The following is a 17619-nucleotide window of genomic DNA, read 5'->3' as shown; positions in this document are numbered from 1 at the left end:
TACAGTGCTAGATCACTGTGTTAGATCACTGTGCTAGATCACTGTGTTAGATCACTGTGCTAGATAATTGTGTTAGATCACTGTGCTAGATAATTGTGCTAAGTGACTAGGGCTGATAACTTGCCACAACTCGCCCAGCTCCGTAGCGCTGTCGGTAATAATACTTTGTTATCTCATCCCCTTGTTCTGAAAGTTGGTCAATTGCAATCCCATTACGACCATGATCTTTGCCAGAACTATGAATGTAATCACCATTACCTAGATACAATCCTACATGGTTCACTTTTTGGGCGGTAGCGAAAAAGACCAAATCTCCTGGTTGTAATTGCTCCATTCTAATGGTTTGGGTGAAAGCTGCTTGCTGATAGGAATCTCTGGGTAACCAAATCCCCGATGCTGCAAACGCTGCTTGCATCAACCCTGAACAGTCATAGTTGGGACCTACTGTACCCCCCCAAAGGTAGTAGGGATTTTGGTGCATTGCTGCTTTAGTAAACCCAATCACCGCTTTTATTCGTGCTTGGATTTGAGCTGGAGACAGAGAAATGGGGCGATAAGGAGTCTTAGCTATGTCCAGTACAGCCAAATCCGACACAGGCAACCAACCAGAATAGTTATCTTCGCACAGACGCACCTCTAAGGCATTACCGACAGGTGGGACCGACAAGACCCGCAAGTGCCTTCCGGTGGCTGCTTGTGTTGTCAAACTCTCACAGTTGGGCGAATCATAGAGGTTGAGATTAGCACGACAGTAGTATTCCAAATCATTGGCTCGTAATTGCTCAAGCAAAACCATAGTATAGGAAGCGGGAACTCACACTCAGATTATGGTACTTTTCTAGAAGGATAAACAACTAGGAAGATTAAGGGCGTTGCTGATTCTCAGTATGGCGCACGCCCCCCTAGGGCGTGTTTTCAAAGTTTTCCGCAAGATTATGATCCCCCCCAGCCCCCCTTAAAAAAGGGGGGAGCCATACTCAAAGTCCCCCTTTTTTAAGGGCAGGGCTGTTTCAAACTTTAATAAGTTAACGATTATTGGAGATAGGGGGATAGGGGGATAGGGGGATAGGGAAATAAACTAAAATTTCCCGAAAAATCCGCCAATTTAGTCATTAAAATCTGACAAATTAGTTGGGAGGAAGCAACTCCAATGACTAACAATTCGTGATTCGGCCTTCGAGGAGGGTTAGATAAATTTGGCCAAAATCACGACTATTCGTCCAAAATTCTCCCCATCTCCCCATCTCCCCATCTCCCCATCTATTTTTGGCGAGAATGAAACAGCCCTGCTTTTTTAAGGGGGATAATGGGGGATCTCCGAGGCAAGAAAACACGCCCTAGCCCCCCAATTCTGGGGGGAAAAACTCTCAAAGTCCCCCAGCGAGGGATTGCTCGCTGGGGGACCAACGGGGGCTTTAATAAAACTAGATGATCGCGCATTCATTCCTTAATTCAGCAACGCCAAAAATCAGGGGTTTAGCCAATAGACATCTCCGACAAAGAATCTGAAACCCCGATCCTATCTAGGTGAAAACCTAATTTCTGGAGATGTCTAATCGGTAATTTCCGATCGGGCAAGGGTAAATAGAGAATTACAGAGGTTTTACAGGTGTAGAGGGGTAAGTCCTGTGTTAGTGATGTTTGCCCAGGGCAAAACTAAAAGCCAAAATGAGGTTATTCTGCTCTTTCTATCTGGTAAAGTTCAAGGGATGATTAGACTATCCTAGGATTGGGTTCAAATTCTTGAGTACTTTACCTGATCTGATCTGGCTAGCAGCTACAAGTTACTGACCAAGAACTATAGCTTTTAGCTTTTGGCTAACTGCTAAGTTTGTTACCCCTAACCAATGACCAAGTAGTTTTTGAGGAGTGAGTGTGAAGAGTAATTTTCCTAAGACCCTTTCGATGCAACTGAGTATGGCAGTATTGACCATGGTCAGTTACCAGCTGTCTGCTACTGCTGAAACACCTAGCCATAATTCATCGGTGAAGCAATTGACCCAGACCGCAGCAGCGGTGAGACCCCAGCAATTAGCAGCAACTTCCACCATCACAGTTGACCCTGATCGATTTAATCCGGAAACTAAACAGACTCCTAAAAATATATTCAGACCAACTAATCTGCCATCAGACAATCTCAACACTATCACTGACCATCGAGCTAATTCCCGTTTAGGGCAATTGGACAGGATAGGGGCAGCGGTTCGTGCCAGTAAGTCGGTAGGGTCTCCTAGTGCATTGGTGAACCGCTCCCAATTCAATGCCTCAGTCGCACCAATTGCTGACTATACAGTCAGACAGGAGCAGTTACCATTAGCCAATTTAGAAGCCAATTTAGAAACTATCCAGTATCGTGCTGATCTCTCCAAACAAGAGCTAGAAGCGATCATTGAGGAATCCCAAACACCTTCTCAACAGTTAAATAATCCTGTGGTAGCTTCACCGAGACCAGGTACCTTAGCTACATCTGTGGCAGCTCTAAAAATACAACTAGATCCAGCCACCTCTGACACCTCACCAGCCACCTCCTATGAAGTAGGCACCCCTGTAGCTCAGAGAAATATTGATCCTACTGGCAACAGCCTCGGGGTTGGAAACTATATTGGAATTGGCGGTCATATCGGTTTTACTGATGATGGCACCAATATTGGTCGAGGTGGCTTTATGATTAACGGCAAATACGATTTATCCCCCACCCTATCAGTGCGTCCTAGCATACTAATCAATGATGATGCTACCTTTGTGATCCCAGCCACTTACAACTTTATTTTCCAGGATGAACCGTTTGAGCCGCCTACTTACTCAGCTTTCGCTGGTGGTGGTTTGGCTTTTTCTACAGGTGATGACAACAATGTGGGTTTAATCGTTACTGGTGGTGTTGATTGGCCTTTTGGACCCAATTTTGTGGCCAATGCTGCATTAACTACTGGAATTTTCGTTGATGGTGCCGCAGATGTGGGAATCTCCTTTGGCATTGGTTACAGCTTCTCTAACTTTGGCAGGTAGAAAAGGGACAAATAGAAGCTATTGAGCTAGGTAGACTTAATCAAATTTTCCAGATCTCTTGGTGCCCGTTCCCTAGCGCTTTTAAAAAGCGCGGGGCCGCACCGCTTTTCCAAGCAACGAAAGTTTGATTTTTGCCAGTTGAGGATACTCAACGGAGAGGGAGGGATTCGAACCCTCGGATAGGCCTGAACCTATCAACAGATTAGCAATCTGCCGCTTTCGACCACTCAGCCACCTCTCCAAGGTAGTGTCTATCCATGATAGCACATTTTTGAGCTTTTGACACTCCCCGCCCTGGAAGGACGGGGATTCTCATTTCAGCGTTCGCGTAGCGTGGCCTACGGCCTTGCTGTCTTGCTCACCCAAACCGGAGTCAGGGAGAGTAGAGGACAATTCTCCATGAGCGTGATTGCTCAATGATCCCGGTTCCGGTGTGCCGGAAACGAAACCTTAGAAGAGTGGAGCCTTAATCAAAAAGGTTAAAACTTTTGACTCATAGCCGACTAACTATAAAGGCTCCACTCTTCTTACGGTAACTTCTAACCCCACCGTACCTTTTTTTTAGATCTTTTTTTTATATAGATAGATACTTTTTTTATCTAAATTTATAGACGACGTTTAAGTCGTTAGACTAAATTACGCAATATGTATCTGATACATATTTTTTACGTTGCCTACTTATGGTTAGATAGTATCTCTCTAGTTTAAAAGTATATTTTTTATAATTTTATAGTAGCACACCTAGTACAAACTGTCAATAAAAAGTTTAAAAAAAAAGCCGTCGAACGAAGGACGGGGCGCGATTACCCAATTTTTTGGGTAAATTCTATGATGAGAAACTATGAGCGATCGCTCACACCACTGCAATACGAAAATGATCTCGAAAATCTATGATGACTCTCGGACTCTACCAATCTCTGACTGATGCACTAGTTTTAAGTGAGGTAGATCAGCCAGCTATTAAGACGTGCCTGAAAGCCCAGAAGCGTCTGAGAAAGATTATATACCATATAATAATGTAGCCAAGTAAGTTAAGATTATTATAAATTAATTGTTAAAAATTTACTTCCATCCACTGATGTGTTAAGCACCTCTGAGAGGTTAAAATTTGTTAAGTGAGTGTGTAAAAGCTCGACGCTGAGGGTTTAGCCGGATAGAGGTCAGACTCCCCATACCTGAAAACCTTCTGTAAGCTCCAACATAAAAAAAGCCTATGAATACGAAAAATACACAGCACATTGCTCTGATATCCGTTCACGGAGATCCAGCGATAGAAATCGGTAAGGAAGAAGCTGGAGGACAGAATGTGTATGTGCGCCAAGTGGGTGAAGCTCTTGCTAAGCAAGGGTGGCAGGTCGATATGTTTACTCGCCTCTCCAGTTCCAACCAAGCCACAATCGTTGAACATACTCCGGGTTGTCGCACTATTCGCCTAACTGCTGGTCCAAAAGCATTTGTGCCACGGCAAGAGATTTTTGAATACTGCGGTGAGTTTTTAACCGAATTGCTTAAGTTTCAGGAGCAATCAGGCATTACCTACTCAATAGTACATACAAACTACTGGCTTTCGGCTTGGGTGGGTATGGAGTGGAAGAAGCGTCAATCCCTCATTCAACTTCACACCTATCACTCCCTAGGCGCAGTTAAATACGAGTCAGTAGAAACAATTCCGAAGATTGCTGCTACTCGCTTGGAGATAGAAAAAGCAGTGCTAGAAACAGCAGAACGCATTGTGGCTACATCTCCCCAAGAACAAGAACACATGCGATCGCTAGTTTCAAGTAAGGGCGACATTGATATTATTCCCTGTGGTACCGACATTGACCGATTTGGCAAGATTAACCGCTTAGAAGCACGGCAAAAACTTGGACTTAGCCCTGAAAACAAAATCATCTTTTACGTGGGACGGTTTGACGAACGCAAGGGCATTGAAACCCTAGTTCGAGCTGTTGGTTCCTCCCAGCTACGGGGTGATGCTAACTTAAAGCTGATTATTGGTGGTGGTTCTCGTCCTGGTGAGAAAGATGGTATGGAACGCGATCGCATTGAAGGGATTGTCGCTGAATTGGAACTGCAAACTATCACCACATTTCCTGGACGCATTGCTGATGAACTACTTCCAGCTTATTATGCGGCAGCTGATGTTTGCGTAGTACCAAGTCACTACGAACCTTTTGGTTTAGTTGCCATCGAAGCCATGGCTAGTGCCACCCCTGTAGTAGCTAGTGATGTCGGTGGTCTTCAGTTTACCGTTGTATCTGAAGAAACTGGCTTACTGGCACCACCCAAAGATGCTGATGCTTTTGCGGCTGCTATCGACCGGATTCTCTCGGATCACGACTGGAAAAATCAACTTGGCTTAGGGGCAAGAGCAAGGGTAGAAAATATGTTTAGCTGGAATGGTGTTGCCCATCAGCTGAGTCAGCTCTATGAGAGCTTGCTGGAAGCAAAATCAGAGAATTTGGCAACAACTAGTGCCTGAAATCTATTGGGCACATTCATTCCCTGGCAATCAGGATAGATCTCAAAGGTTAAAGGATAAAGTTACGACGCTACTATTCCTTTTGCCTTTTTCCTTCATCTTATTCATCCTGATGGGTTGCAGAACTCTTGTATCTGTAAATTGGGAAAGTTTGGTAAATTGGATATCCTCTATTTTGTTTGCGATTGCCTCTTGCTGAGGAATGATGTTAAATGAACTTTCTTGTTTTCACCTTCAAGCAAGGAAAATTCAAGGTTATTGCTGTTCGCGTAGCGTAGCCCTTCGGGCTAATCGATACTGATCACAAAGCCGCGCTGATCATTCCTGATGTTCCTGTAACTAGCATGTAACTAGGGTTTATGCATCCTACCAGTTATCCAATCTCCAATTCCCAATCCCCAAGTAGCAAGAAGAAGAATTATGGGTTCCCAAGGAGCTTATAAGCCGTCCCTATTTAACCCTAGTGGTCAACAGCAGTATCGATCTTCTCCACAACTAACAGGGGGAGTCCATGAGTTGGAAGCCAGCAAACTCGATCTGCGTCGTATATTAGCTGCTGCTCGTCGTCGAGCTATCTTGATGGCAGGGGTGGCCCTTACTATCATATCCGGAATTATTGCCAAAACCTTAAGTGTAGTTCCAATCTATGAAGGCAAATTCCAACTGTTACTCGAACCTAGCTCTGGTGAAGACCCGTTTGAGTTACAGGGAAAACCCGGGGGAAATAGCATTGCTGCTCCAACTACAAGTTTCGAGTATGACACTCAAATTCAGCTATTAAGCTCTCCTCAGGTTATGTCTGAGATTGTGGAGCAAATTCAAACCCAATATCCAGAAATAAACTATCATACTCTCCGGGAAGGAATCATGGTATCCCGACTGGGAGAAACCAAAATTTTAGAAGTTGCCTACCAAGATTCAGACCCGGAAAGAATTGAATTTGTTTTGGAAAAGGTTGCTCTGGGCTACATCGAGTACTCTCAGCAACAACAAGAGGCTAGCATCAGACAAGGCATTCAATTTGTCTCGAATCAGCAGCCGAAAATACAAGGGCAAATTAATCAGCTCCAGCTACAACTCCAGCAACTCCAGCAGAAGTACAACCTGATTAATCCACAACTTCAGGGTCAACTGTTGACGAATCGGGTCAATGCTATTGTCGAACACAGACAAGCTACCCAAACTCAGCTGCGAGACACGATTATACTGTATGGTAAACTCAAAGGTCAGTTGGGGCTATCGTCACAGCAAGCAGAAGCAGTAGCTAACCTGATCGCAACACCCCGTTATCAACAATTGCTCAGCCAACTTTCTACTGTAGAAAGTCAGATGGTGTTGGATTTGGTACAATTCAAGGAAAACCAATCTACCTTTAAAGGATTAAGGCAACAACAGCAAAATTTACTCCCCCTGTTAAGTCAGGAAGCAGAAAGGGTGATGACTAGCCGTATTCAAGAGTTTGGTGGCAATCGTCAATCGGGTTCTTCAAGTACACTTCGCCTAAATTTGATTCAGCTAGTAGAGACGGCGAACCAAATCAAGGTTTTAGAGATGCGCCAGGCCGCAATCACTAAAGGGGAAAGTCTGATGAGTGAACAACTCAAACAGCTAGCTGTGATTGCCCATCGATATACAGAACTCAAGCAGAAGATTGAGGAAGCAACAGAAAGCCTAAACCGCTTTGAGTCAGTTCGGGAAACTTTGGAACTTGAGTCAGCTAAAACCAGCATCCCTTGGCAGACAATTGTTGAGCCGCAACAACCTCAAAAACCAATATCCCCCAATTTGCCTGATACTTTGCTCCTAAGTGCAGCAGCAGGGATAGTTGCAGGTGCCACAGCTGGGTTTTTAGCAGAAAAGTTACATCAGTTACTTAACAGCACCGACGATCTCAAAGAGTATACTCGCTTACCAATATTAGGCACAATCCCCTTTAACAAAGAACTCCAGAAATGCACTACTGTTACTGGTGTGGGCATAATACCCGAGCCGGAAGCCTCAGCTCCACAACTCGGTGTGGGATCTGGTAGTTACCAGATTTCTCCTCTTTTAGAGGCTTTTCGCTGTCTCCAAGTTAATCTCCAATGTCTGTATTCTGAGAAACCCATTAGCGCTATAGTGGTAAGTTCTGCTGAACCAGCAGATGGTAAATCCACTACGGCTATATTCTTAGCCCTGGCAGCAGCAGCAATGGGGCAAAAGGTTTTACTCGTAGATGGTAATCTGCGCTTTCCTCAGATTCATCAGAAGATGGATTTACCTAATTTGTGGGGACTGAGCGATGTTATTTCTAGCGAAATCAAGGTTGATGATGTGATTCAGCGATCGCCTCTAGAGGAAAATCTTTCTGTCCTAACTGCTGGTCAAATTTCCCCCGACCCCACCCGGCTTCTCAATTCCCAAAAGATGCACAATTTAGTTCAATATCTCAAAGAGCGGTTTGAGCTAGTAATTTTTGATACCCCTCCCCTACTTGGTCTGGCGGATGCAAGACTTCTGGAGCCTAATACCAATGGGATATTGATGGTGGTAGGCTTAGGGAAAGCTAACCAAGTTTTGTTTAAAGAAGCTCTCTCGGAATTGAGAATTGCTCATAGCACAGTATTGGGTATAGTTGCTAATGGTTTAAAAGGGTACACTACCGGTGCCTATGATTACTATCATCATTACTTTGGCAATACTTTTGAGGAAACCAAAGTTTCATAGTGATTGGTTATTGGTAATTGGTCATTTTTAACTACCGTAATAACCCTAGTGAATCACAAATGAGTGACAGCTCCTACACTGACCTTGCAGGTTCAGTGTAGGCTTCCCAGTCAATCCAGCCATCGCTTCGGAGGCACTGGGCTTTAAGAACGGACTGCCGAGAGACGAAACCTTAGATAGTGGAGCCTTTATTGTTAGTCGGCTATGCATAAAAGGGTTAAAACTTTTTGATTAAGGCTCCACTATCTTACGGTAACTTCAAACCCTGCCGCTCTGTTTTTGATATTTATTGCTGCATTATGGTCACGGTCGAGGCTGCATCCACAATGGGGACAATCATGCCAACGAACATGCAGTTTTTTAGGAACTTTCTTTCCACAACCGGAACAATTCTGCGAAGTATTCTGGGCGCTTACTGGAACCGCCAACAAGCCAGCATTTAAGGCTTTGCTTATCAGGATTGTTAGGAAGCTTGACCACCCAGCATCCAACACAGATTTAGCCAATCGGGATTTAGCAAGTCCCTTGACGTTTAACTTTTCATGAGCGACTACATCATATTTTGATAGCAAATAATTAGCGGTTTTGAAATGGAAGTCTTTCCGTTTGTCTGCTATTTTTTTGTGTTGTTTTCCAAGTTGCTTAATAGCCTTGAGTCGGTTAGCCCCTCCTTTCTTCCGTCGAGATACCCGTTTTTGGATAACTTTTAACTTTTTCTGAGCTTTCCGGTAATATTGAGGAACTTGAATGGTTTCCCCTTCAGAAGTTGTTAAAAACTCTTTAAGACCAACGTCAATACCAACTATTGAGTCAGGATTAATGTTAGTCTTGATTTCGGTAACTGTTTTGTCTTCCAGAGACAAAACCAAATAATACTTATCACATTTTTTAGTGATAGTAGCCGTCTTAATCTTAAAGCCGTTAGGGATAGGGCGATGCAATACAACCTTAACCTTCCCTATTTTAGGCAGATTGATCAGATTGCCCTCCAAGCATTCTTCTTTCATCTGAGGATAAGTAAACGTACGGTAGCGGTGCCGTTTTTTGAATCTGGGTCTTCCGCTTTTTTTGCCCTTACTGTCTCCTTTAATGAACCGATCAAAAGCTAATTTAACCCTTTTTACTACATCCTGAAGTACCTGGGAATGTATCCCCTTGTAGTGAGGATGAGTCTTTTTAAGATTTGGGAGGGTTTTCTTTTGGCTGTAATAGTCAGGATTTTCCCTTAATTCAGGGAGATGACAAACAAGAGGGCATGCGTTAATTGAGCACCGATTATGCTCGTACCAGTTGAATCGGTCAGCCAAAAGATAGTTGTACTGAGCACACAACATCAAAAGCCAGTCATCTATTTTGGCTTTTTGCTCTTTTGTTGGCTTTAACCGATACTGGTACGCAATTCTCATTGACTTGCCTTAATTCTCATCGACCTACTACTATAATTATAATATATGTATATACAAACAGTAATCCAGATGAAAGATAAAAAATTGATAATCAGGATTACCGATTTTGAAAAAAGACAGTTGATACAAGAAGCGCAGCGACGTGGAATGACTCAGTCAGAATTAATTAGAAGCTTGATAGCTCGTTTCCCTGATCCATGCATATCCTGTGCAAAATTCATCCCACACCTATGCTGCGCATTAGGTGTGGGGCTTCTTTTGCCGAACCGCTAACGACAAATAACTAACCACAAATACATCAATGATTCAGTACTCACCAAGGTAGACTTAAGGTGAAGCGACTACTGAAGCTGTCATGACTAACCGCCTTGCCCAATCCCAAAGCCTTTATCTACGTAAGCATGCTGAAAATCCGATCGATTGGTGGCCTTGGTGTGAAGAAGCGCTATTAACGGCAAGAAAACAAGATAGGCCAATTTTCCTGTCTATCGGTTACTCTAGCTGCCACTGGTGTACGGTGATGGAGGGCGAAGCGTTTTCCCATCAGGCAATTGCCAAGTATATGAATGCTAATTTTCTTCCGATTAAGCTAGACCGGGAAGAAAGACCGGATATTGACAGCATTTACATGCTAGCATTGCAGATGATGACAGGTCAAGGAGGCTGGCCCCTTAATATTTTCCTGACACCCGATGAGTTGGTACCCTTTTATGGAGGTACCTACTTCCCTGTGGAACCACGCTACGGACGACCGGGGTTTTTGCAGTTGCTCCAATCAATTCGTCGCTTCTATGATTTAGAAAAAGGCAAGCTTAACAGTTTCAAAGAAGACATCCTGGGATACCTCCAACAGGCAGCAGTACTACCGGAATCAGAGCAGCTTGGTGATGATTTGCTATTTATCGGTGGTCAAGTTAGTGTGGGTGTCGTTAATGATCTCAATCCAGGTCCACGTTTCCCCATGATTCCCTATGCCAGTATGGCACTACGGGTTACTCGCTTCGATTGGGCATCGGAGTATAATCCACAGCAGGCTTGTGCAAAGCGGGGACTAGACTTAGCTAAGGGGGGTATTTACGATCATGTCGCTGGGGGGTTTCATCGCTACACGGTTGACCCCACTTGGACAGTACCCCACTTTGAAAAAATGCTCTATGACAATGGGCAGATTGTGGAGTACTTGGTAGATTTGTGGAGTGCAGGGATTCAGGAAGCCGCTTTTAAACGAGCGATCGCAGGAACAGTTCAATGGCTCAAGCGGGAAATGACCGCTCCGAATGGTTTCTTTTATGCTGCTCAAGATGCAGATAATTTCGCGACCCCAGCAGACAGTGAACCTGAAGAAGGGGCGTTTTATGTCTGGAGTTATTCAGAACTAGAACAACTGCTAAGCCCATCGGAGTTTACAGCAATTCAGGAAGAATTTACTCTGACCAAAGAGGGCAACTTTGAAGGCAAGAATGTGTTGCAGCGCCGTTACTCAGATCAGTTTTCCCAGAACACTGAAGCTGCTTTGGCTAAACTGTTTGAAGCACGTTATGGTGCCAAACCGGATCTCCTGGAAACCTTTCCACCAGCCAAGACCAATCAAGAGGCAAAAACCCGGAACTGGCTCGGTAGAATTCCACCAGTAACGGACACCAAAATGATTGTTGCCTGGAATAGCTTAATGATTTCTGGTCTAGCGCGAGCCTATAGTGTGTTTCTTGAACCGGACTATTGGCAACTAGCAACTGTTGCTGCTCAATTCATCCTCAATAATCAATGGGTAGCAGGACGATTCCACCGACTAAACTATGATGGTCAACCGGCAGTGCTGGCTCAGTCTGAGGATTATGCTTTGTTTATCAAAGCTTTGCTAGATTTACATCAAGCAAGTTTGTCAGTAGAACAACCTTGGGCAAAAGGCCAAGGTTCAAATCTGCAACCGATGAACCTGTCACCGGCCAGTTGGTTAGAGAAAGCTGTTAAGGTTCAGGAGGAGTTTGATGAATTGCTGTGGAGTGTGGATAATGGTGGTTACTATAATGCTGCCACTGACCCTAGTGATCAACTGTTAGTAAACGAGCGTAGTTATACGGATAATGCCACACCATCTGCCAATGGCGTAGCGATCGCTAACCTAGTACGTCTGGCTTTACTCACTGAAGATTTGCGATACCTTGACCGAGCAGAAGAAGCCTTGAAAGCATTTAGTAGCGTACTCAACACATCCCCTCAATCCTGTCCCAGTATATTTACTGCTTTAGATTGGTACCGCAATTGCACTCTGATTCGCGCTGGTGCTGACCAACTTACCTCCCTGATCTGTGGGTATTTCCCCGTCAGTGTTTATCAATTAGATACCCATCTGCCAGATTCTGTTATTGGTTTAGTTTGTCAGGGACTTAGTTGTAAACCAGCAGCCAGTAACATTAATCAATTATTAGCACAGGTGCAGACAAGTCAAACCAGAGCTTGAATTGTACTCATTTGAAAACAAAGTTGCCCTACTACCGGAAGTTTTGAGACGATGGTGGAATCTGCTCAATGGCAATCAGTGCTTCTATAACTGATTTGACTAATGGTGCAGCTACGGTAGAACCAAAGGCATTGCCTTGGGGTTCATCCACTACTGCTAAGATGACATAGCGGGGAGATTCTACTGGCAAAATTCCCACAAAGCTGGTGATCTTGGCATCGCTGTAATAGCCCCCATTAGGACTGGCTTTCTGAGCCGTACCGGTCTTACCACCAATCCGATAACCAGGAATACGGGATGCCTTTCCAGAACCATCAGTTACTACAGTTTCCATCATTTCCACCACTGTCCGAGTAGTGTTGGGGGAAAATACTCGTCTCGGTGCAGGACGGCGTGGTTGCCAGTGGGAATTCCCTTTGGTGTCAAACAGTCCGCGAACCACATGGGGAGTCACTAGCTTACCGCCATTGGCAAGGGCACCTAGCATCTGAGTTAGCTGAATTGGGGTTAATGAAAAGCCTTGACCAAAGGAAGCCGTAGCTGGTTCAATTGGGGAAACTTTAAACTTGTACTTACTTTTGAGCTGTCCAGCCGTCTCAGCTGGTAACTCAATTCCTACTTTTTGCTTTAAGCCTAGCTTCTCTAACCAGTCATAGTAAACCTCAGGTTTCATCTTTTTCATCATCCTCACCATGCCCACATTGCTGGAATGTTGCAGAATCTTGGTGGGATTGATCATCCCGCGAGCGCCTACTGATTTATAGTCATGGTTGAGAATCGGCCATTCGCCAATTTGAATCTTACCAGTGTCGTTGAACAAGCTTTGGGCTGTAATGATACCAGTTTCTAATGCGATCGCAACGTTTAGGGGTTTGAATGTCGAACCAGGTTCATACAAGTCTGACAACGCCCAATTTTTAAACAAACTCACATCGAATTTGGAGTACTGATTGGGGTTGTAGGTTGGCTCACAAACTAGGGCTAACAAGGAACCATTGTGTACATTCATCACTATGATACTGCCACGCTCTGCATTAAACTTCTTGATAGTTTCCTTGAGGGCAGAGCGAGCTGCTCGTTGCAGGCGACTATCGATAGTTATTTGTAGCCGCAGGTCATCAAGATGCATAAATCCTTCTGGCACATGACCTGGCATCAAGGCTCCATTGCCAGCACGGCTCAGTCGGATGTTTTTTATCTCCCGTTCTAGGAACTTTTCTTGGGTGTATTCTAGACCGGCTTGACCCAGATGATCGAAAATGTTTACATAACCCACCACATCTGATGCCAATTCATTTTGGGGATAAAAGCGGGAGTATTGTCGAATCAACTCTAAACCATCTAAGTTCAACCGAGCAATTTGGTCTGCGATCGCTTCTGGGATCGTATTGCCCAAGCGAATACCACTCTTACGTTTACCGAACAGCTCCTCCAAATCTGTTGGTGTTTTTTTGATCATCGGAGCCAGCAAAGCAGCAATTTCCTGTAAGGATTTTTTGAACAACTTCGGGTGAGCATATAAGGTATAGACAGGTCGGTCGATGGCTAAAACATTCCCCTTGCGGTCAACAATAGGACGGCGAGGTACAAACGGCCGCATATAGACCATTTGCTGCCGCCGTGCTTTTTCCTCTAGGGACGATCCCTCTGAAACTTGCAAACGGTATAAATTTAGCAACAGCCCACTGCCGCCTGCCATCATTATTACCCATATCATTAGCAGTCTCAAACGGTTGTTTCCCAGTGACTTACCGGGCTTCATAAGGTTTTACCTGACTATCATTTTTAACAAATATACTTATCAAGATATACTTAAATGAATATACCATTACATATTTTTACCTACCCTCATTCGCCCTATACCTAGGCAAAAAACTAGTAACCCAGGGGTGTGATTTTTTTTTGTTTTGGCTCAGGAGGTTTCGTGAAAGCGGTAAATGGCTGGCGCTGAGGACGTTCAGGAGCTCGTTTGAGAAAAATTGTATTACTTGGATTAGGAGTAACCAGTCCTGTAGCTGGATTTTCAGCCTGTTGAGCGAGTTGATCTTTGATCACTTCCGTTGTTGCTGTCATATTGCGCTCATCTCTTTGCAGCTCCTCTAGCTTACGATACTCTTGGCTCCATTGTTGCTGGCTGTAAACTGTCCAGGAATAAACGGTGACAGCAGTAGCAATTAGTGTAAATGTTACTATATCTGAGCCAAGTTTTAAAAATAGTAAGGCTTTCAACAAAATTGGTGTTTGCTGCTGCAAAACGCTCACGTTTTCAACCTTTGGCTGAGGGTTTTTCGGTGACATCATAGTATGTGTTGGTGGTCGTGCTATCCTATAACGTTGGTTTTTTGAAATAGCCAATGATTGCTGAGACCGATTTCTTTGACTACGAGCAGAGCGAGGAACAGCATTCATAAAAAACTCCTTAGTTGTTGGAAACACCTATGGGAAACCGGTAAATTTTAATCAGGGCAGGAAAACAATCTGGTGGCTGAGACTTCAGAGGTCTTAGGCTGGTTAGCTAACTCAAGAAGCGCTGCTGACCAGGATTAACTTGGTAGCAGTTATTACTAGCTACAAAGATGATGCTAGAACGCACCTATCTTAGCATCAGCTCAGATTCAGGAGGAATAGTGAGTTAGGGACAGCGGAAATTTGTGATAGCCTAGAAATTAGTAGTAAAAATCAGAAAAAAACCTGAGCGCACCAATAACCCTAGCTATCACCCTAAGGTTAGAGCAAAAAACCAATCCCATCAATAGAAATTCCTGTAAATCAATCACACAGCCACACTGATTAATCCAGACGCCACAGGCAGTGCTGAATCGGTTGAGATAGGATTTGATTAACGAATCAATTTAAGTAATCAATCCTCTTGGTGATGGCTAAATTGTTGAAATTGTTAGGAATTGGCCTAGAATTAACTATCGCTATACTTATAGCTAGACCAGCTTGGTGTTTACCACCTCCGGAAGATCTACCAGAAGAGGTGTTGAGAACCGAGATTATTATTGAAGCGCGATCGCCTCTTGATGGCAAGGCAATGAGTCCCGCTGAATACGCCCAACTGCAAGATGCCATAGCACAACGCTCAACCACCCCTGGCCTTGACCCCCAGATTCGAGAATTGATTTTCCTGCTGCAACTGAGCGATTTGTTTCGGACAATCCTTCCTTTCTAACGGTGATCCTCCCAGACCTGTTTATCCTTAATGTATTCAAGAATTACTTCTGAACAAATTGACCAGATCGTAGGAAACCAACATCATAACCCCTTTGAAGTGCTTGGTTCCCATAAATTTGAGCAGGATGGTAACGTTAGTTGGGTGGTGCGGGCTTATCTACCAAAAGCAGAGGCAGCATGGGTAGTTCTGCCCACGGAAAGGAAGTCTTACCTGATGCAATCGGTACACCATCCTCACTTTTTTGAGGTGGAAATTGAAACACCTCGGCTGGCTAATTACCAACTGCGGATTAAAAAAGGCGGACGGGAATGGGTTAGCTATGACCCCTATGGCTTCCGTTCTGCCAAACTAACGGATTTTGATTTGCACCTATTTGCGGAAGGGAATCATCACCGCATCTACGAGAAACTGGGGGCTCATCCTACAGAAATTGATCGGATTGAGGGAGTCTATTTTGCCGTTTGGGCACCTAATGCTCGTAATGTTTCAGTCATCGGGGATTTTAATGATTGGGATGGCCGTCAACATCAGATGCGCAAAGGGGAGACCGGTATCTGGGAACTCTTTATTCCTGAACTAGGAGTGGGAGAACCCTACAAGTACGAGATTAAAAATTCCGAAGGTCATATCTACGAAAAATCTGACCCCTATGGTTTCCAACAAGAGGTCAGACCGAAAACTGCTTCGATTGTTACCGATTTGGAAGACTATCAGTGGCATGACCACCACTGGATGGAGCATCGGCGTCACACTGACCCCTTGAGGCAACCGATTTCTGTCTATGAGCTACATCTGGGCTCTTGGCTTCATGGTTCTTCAGCTGAACTTCCTCGGGGAGCAAATGGTGAAACCCTAACCGTGGTAACCGTTTCAGACCTCAAACCAGGAGCCCGTTTCCTGACTTACCGAGAACTAGCCCAAAAATTGATTCCTTATATCAAAGAATTGGGCTTCACCCATATCGAAATCTTGCCCCTGGCCGAGCATCCCTTTGATGGGTCTTGGGGCTATCAGGTTACCGGTTACTATGCCTGTACCTCGCGCTATGGTAGCCCACAAGACTTGATGTATTTTATCGACCAGTGCCACCAAAATGGGATTGGGGTAATTTTGGATTGGGTACCCGGTCATTTCCCCAAAGATGGTCATGGTTTGGCTTTCTTTGATGGTACTCATCTCTATGAATACGCGGATCCCCGTAAAGGTGAACATCAGGAGTGGGGAACCTTAGTCTTCAACTATGGCCGTAACGAAGTGCGGAATTTTCTGGTAGCTAACGCTTTGTTCTGGTTTGATAAGTACCACATTGATGGGATGCGGGTGGATGCGGTAGCATCTATGCTCTATCTGGACTATTTACGTGGGGATAGAGAATGGATACCAAACCAGTATGGGGGTCGGGAAAATCTTGAAGCGGTGGATTTCCTTAGGCAAACTCATCAGGTAATTTTTGGTTATTATCCCGGTGTTCTCTCCATTGCCGAAGAGTCAACGGATTGGCCGATGGTGTCTTGGCCAAATTATTTAGGAGGTTTGGGATTTAATCTGAAGTGGAATATGGGCTGGATGCATGATATAATAGACTATTTTAGCATGGATCCCTGGTTTCGCCAGTTCCACCAGAATAATGTTACCTTCAGCATGTGGTACAACCATGCTGAGAATTATATGCTTGCCCTATCTCACGATGAGGTGGTTCATGGCAAGAGTAATATGCTTGGGAAAATTCCTGGGGATGAGTGGCTCAAGTTTGCTAATCTCCGCTGTCTGTATGCTTATATGTTTGCTCACCCAGGTAAGAAAACTCTATTTATGAGTATGGAGTTCGGTCAGTGGAGTGAGTGGAATGTCTGGGGAGATTTGGAATGGGATTTGTTGCAATATCAACCCCATAAAAATTTAAAGCAGTTTATTAGTGACCTGAATTATTTGTATCGTAGGGAACGAGCGCTTTATACTCAGGATTTTGACCAGGACGGGTTTGAATGGATTGATTGTAGTGACAATCGCCATAGTGTCGTGTCATTCATTCGCTATGCTCACGATTCGGAAGAGTTTATTGTGACAGTGTGCAATTTTACCCCTCAGCCCCATAGTCATTATCGGGTAGGAGTGCCAGAGATGGGATTCTACAAGGAATTGCTCAATAGTGATGCTCGCCAATACGGTGGTAGTAATATGGGTAATCTAGGGGGTAAGTGGACAGATGAATGGTTCTTCCACAATCATCCCTATTCCCTAGATTTGTGTTTGCCACCCCTGGGGGTGTTGATTTTAAAGCTAGATCATCAGAAGACTCAGGCAGAGTTACAGTAGTAGGGAAGTGTGGTAAGTGTGGTAAGTGTGGTAAGTGTGGTAAGTGTGGTAAGTGTGGTAAGTG

Annotated in this window: 10 protein-coding genes and 1 tRNA gene; 6 read left to right on the top strand and 5 right to left on the bottom strand. The window is 44.4% G+C overall.

All coding sequences use genetic code 11. From position 1 onward, the window contains the following. Positions 1-106: 106 nt before the first annotated feature. On the bottom strand, positions 107-796 hold the full coding sequence (locus F6K53_RS06225; RefSeq protein ID WP_293029216.1) for a C40 family peptidase: 690 nt from the start codon (positions 794-796) through the stop codon (positions 107-109). Positions 797-1875: 1079 nt separating this feature from the next. Here F6K53_RS06225 and F6K53_RS06220 point away from each other — a divergent pair. After that, positions 1876-3006 (top strand): hypothetical protein, encoded by a 1131-nt coding sequence (locus F6K53_RS06220; RefSeq protein WP_293017451.1) that lies wholly within the window; start codon positions 1876-1878, stop codon positions 3004-3006. Between the two features lie 152 nt (positions 3007-3158). Here F6K53_RS06220 and F6K53_RS06215 read toward each other — a convergent pair. Further along, positions 3159-3247, bottom strand: a tRNA-Ser gene (locus tag F6K53_RS06215). A 972-nt stretch (positions 3248-4219) separates the two neighbouring features. Between F6K53_RS06215 and F6K53_RS06210 the strand changes: the two genes are divergently transcribed. After that, positions 4220-5488 carry a glycosyltransferase gene (locus F6K53_RS06210; protein ID WP_293017450.1) on the top strand — a complete coding sequence of 423 codons (1269 nt, stop codon included), beginning with the start codon at positions 4220-4222 and terminating at the stop codon, positions 5486-5488. A 420-nt stretch (positions 5489-5908) separates the two neighbouring features. Continuing rightward, entirely contained in the window at positions 5909-8194 is a 2286-nt protein-coding gene (locus F6K53_RS06205) for a polysaccharide biosynthesis tyrosine autokinase (protein ID WP_293066336.1), read from the top strand. Positions 8195-8436: 242 nt separating this feature from the next. Here F6K53_RS06205 and F6K53_RS06200 read toward each other — a convergent pair whose 3' ends face one another. After that, positions 8437-9600, bottom strand: coding sequence for a transposase (locus F6K53_RS06200; RefSeq protein WP_293066333.1), 1164 nt, complete (start codon positions 9598-9600; stop codon positions 8437-8439). Positions 9601-9955: 355 nt separating this feature from the next. On the opposite strand from F6K53_RS06200, the gene F6K53_RS06195 reads away from it, so the two are divergent. Further along, the gene (locus F6K53_RS06195) at positions 9956-12061 is read left to right on the top strand and encodes a thioredoxin domain-containing protein (RefSeq protein WP_293066330.1); all 2106 of its coding nucleotides are present in this window, start codon (positions 9956-9958) and stop codon (positions 12059-12061) included. Between the two features lie 31 nt (positions 12062-12092). Here F6K53_RS06195 and F6K53_RS06190 read toward each other — a convergent pair whose 3' ends face one another. Both F6K53_RS06190 and F6K53_RS06185 read right to left on the bottom strand, forming a co-directional pair. Next, positions 12093-13778 carry a penicillin-binding protein 2 gene (locus F6K53_RS06190; protein ID WP_293066328.1) on the bottom strand — a complete coding sequence of 562 codons (1686 nt, stop codon included), beginning with the start codon at positions 13776-13778 and terminating at the stop codon, positions 12093-12095. A gap of 158 nt (positions 13779-13936) precedes the next feature. After that, entirely contained in the window at positions 13937-14470 is a 534-nt protein-coding gene (locus tag F6K53_RS06185) for a hypothetical protein (protein WP_293066325.1), read from the bottom strand. A 466-nt stretch (positions 14471-14936) separates the two neighbouring features. Here F6K53_RS06185 and F6K53_RS06180 point away from each other — a divergent pair, with 466 nt between their 5' ends. Both F6K53_RS06180 and glgB read left to right on the top strand, forming a co-directional pair. Further along, positions 14937-15236, top strand: a complete 300-nt coding sequence (locus F6K53_RS06180) for a hypothetical protein (RefSeq protein ID WP_293066322.1) — start codon at positions 14937-14939, stop codon at positions 15234-15236. Between the two features lie 30 nt (positions 15237-15266). Further along, positions 15267-17555 carry a 1,4-alpha-glucan branching enzyme gene (gene glgB, locus F6K53_RS06175; RefSeq protein ID WP_293066319.1) on the top strand — a complete coding sequence of 763 codons (2289 nt, stop codon included), beginning with the start codon at positions 15267-15269 and terminating at the stop codon, positions 17553-17555. The last annotated feature ends 64 nt before the right edge of the window (positions 17556-17619 follow it).

Source organism: Moorena sp. SIO4A1, from assembly GCF_010672065.1.
Taxonomy (GTDB): domain Bacteria; phylum Cyanobacteriota; class Cyanobacteriia; order Cyanobacteriales; family Coleofasciculaceae; genus Moorena.
The sequence above is the reverse complement of the archived record's forward strand: the minus strand, read 5'-3'. Positions and strand labels throughout refer to the sequence as shown.

Coding starts and splice junctions, on each gene's coding strand:
- F6K53_RS06225 (WP_293029216.1), bottom strand. CDS start 796: ATGGTTTTGCTTGAGCAATTACGAGCCAATGATTTGGAATACTACTGT.
- F6K53_RS06210 (WP_293017450.1), top strand. CDS start 4,220: ATGAATACGAAAAATACACAGCACATTGCTCTGATATCCGTTCACGGA.
- F6K53_RS06205 (WP_293066336.1), top strand. CDS start 5,909: ATGGGTTCCCAAGGAGCTTATAAGCCGTCCCTATTTAACCCTAGTGGT.
- F6K53_RS06200 (WP_293066333.1), bottom strand. CDS start 9,600: ATGAGAATTGCGTACCAGTATCGGTTAAAGCCAACAAAAGAGCAAAAA.
- F6K53_RS06195 (WP_293066330.1), top strand. CDS start 9,956: ATGACTAACCGCCTTGCCCAATCCCAAAGCCTTTATCTACGTAAGCAT.
- F6K53_RS06190 (WP_293066328.1), bottom strand. CDS start 13,778: ATGATATGGGTAATAATGATGGCAGGCGGCAGTGGGCTGTTGCTAAAT.
- F6K53_RS06185 (WP_293066325.1), bottom strand. CDS start 14,470: ATGAATGCTGTTCCTCGCTCTGCTCGTAGTCAAAGAAATCGGTCTCAG.
- F6K53_RS06180 (WP_293066322.1), top strand. CDS start 14,937: ATGGCTAAATTGTTGAAATTGTTAGGAATTGGCCTAGAATTAACTATC.
- glgB (WP_293066319.1), top strand. CDS start 15,267: ATGTATTCAAGAATTACTTCTGAACAAATTGACCAGATCGTAGGAAAC.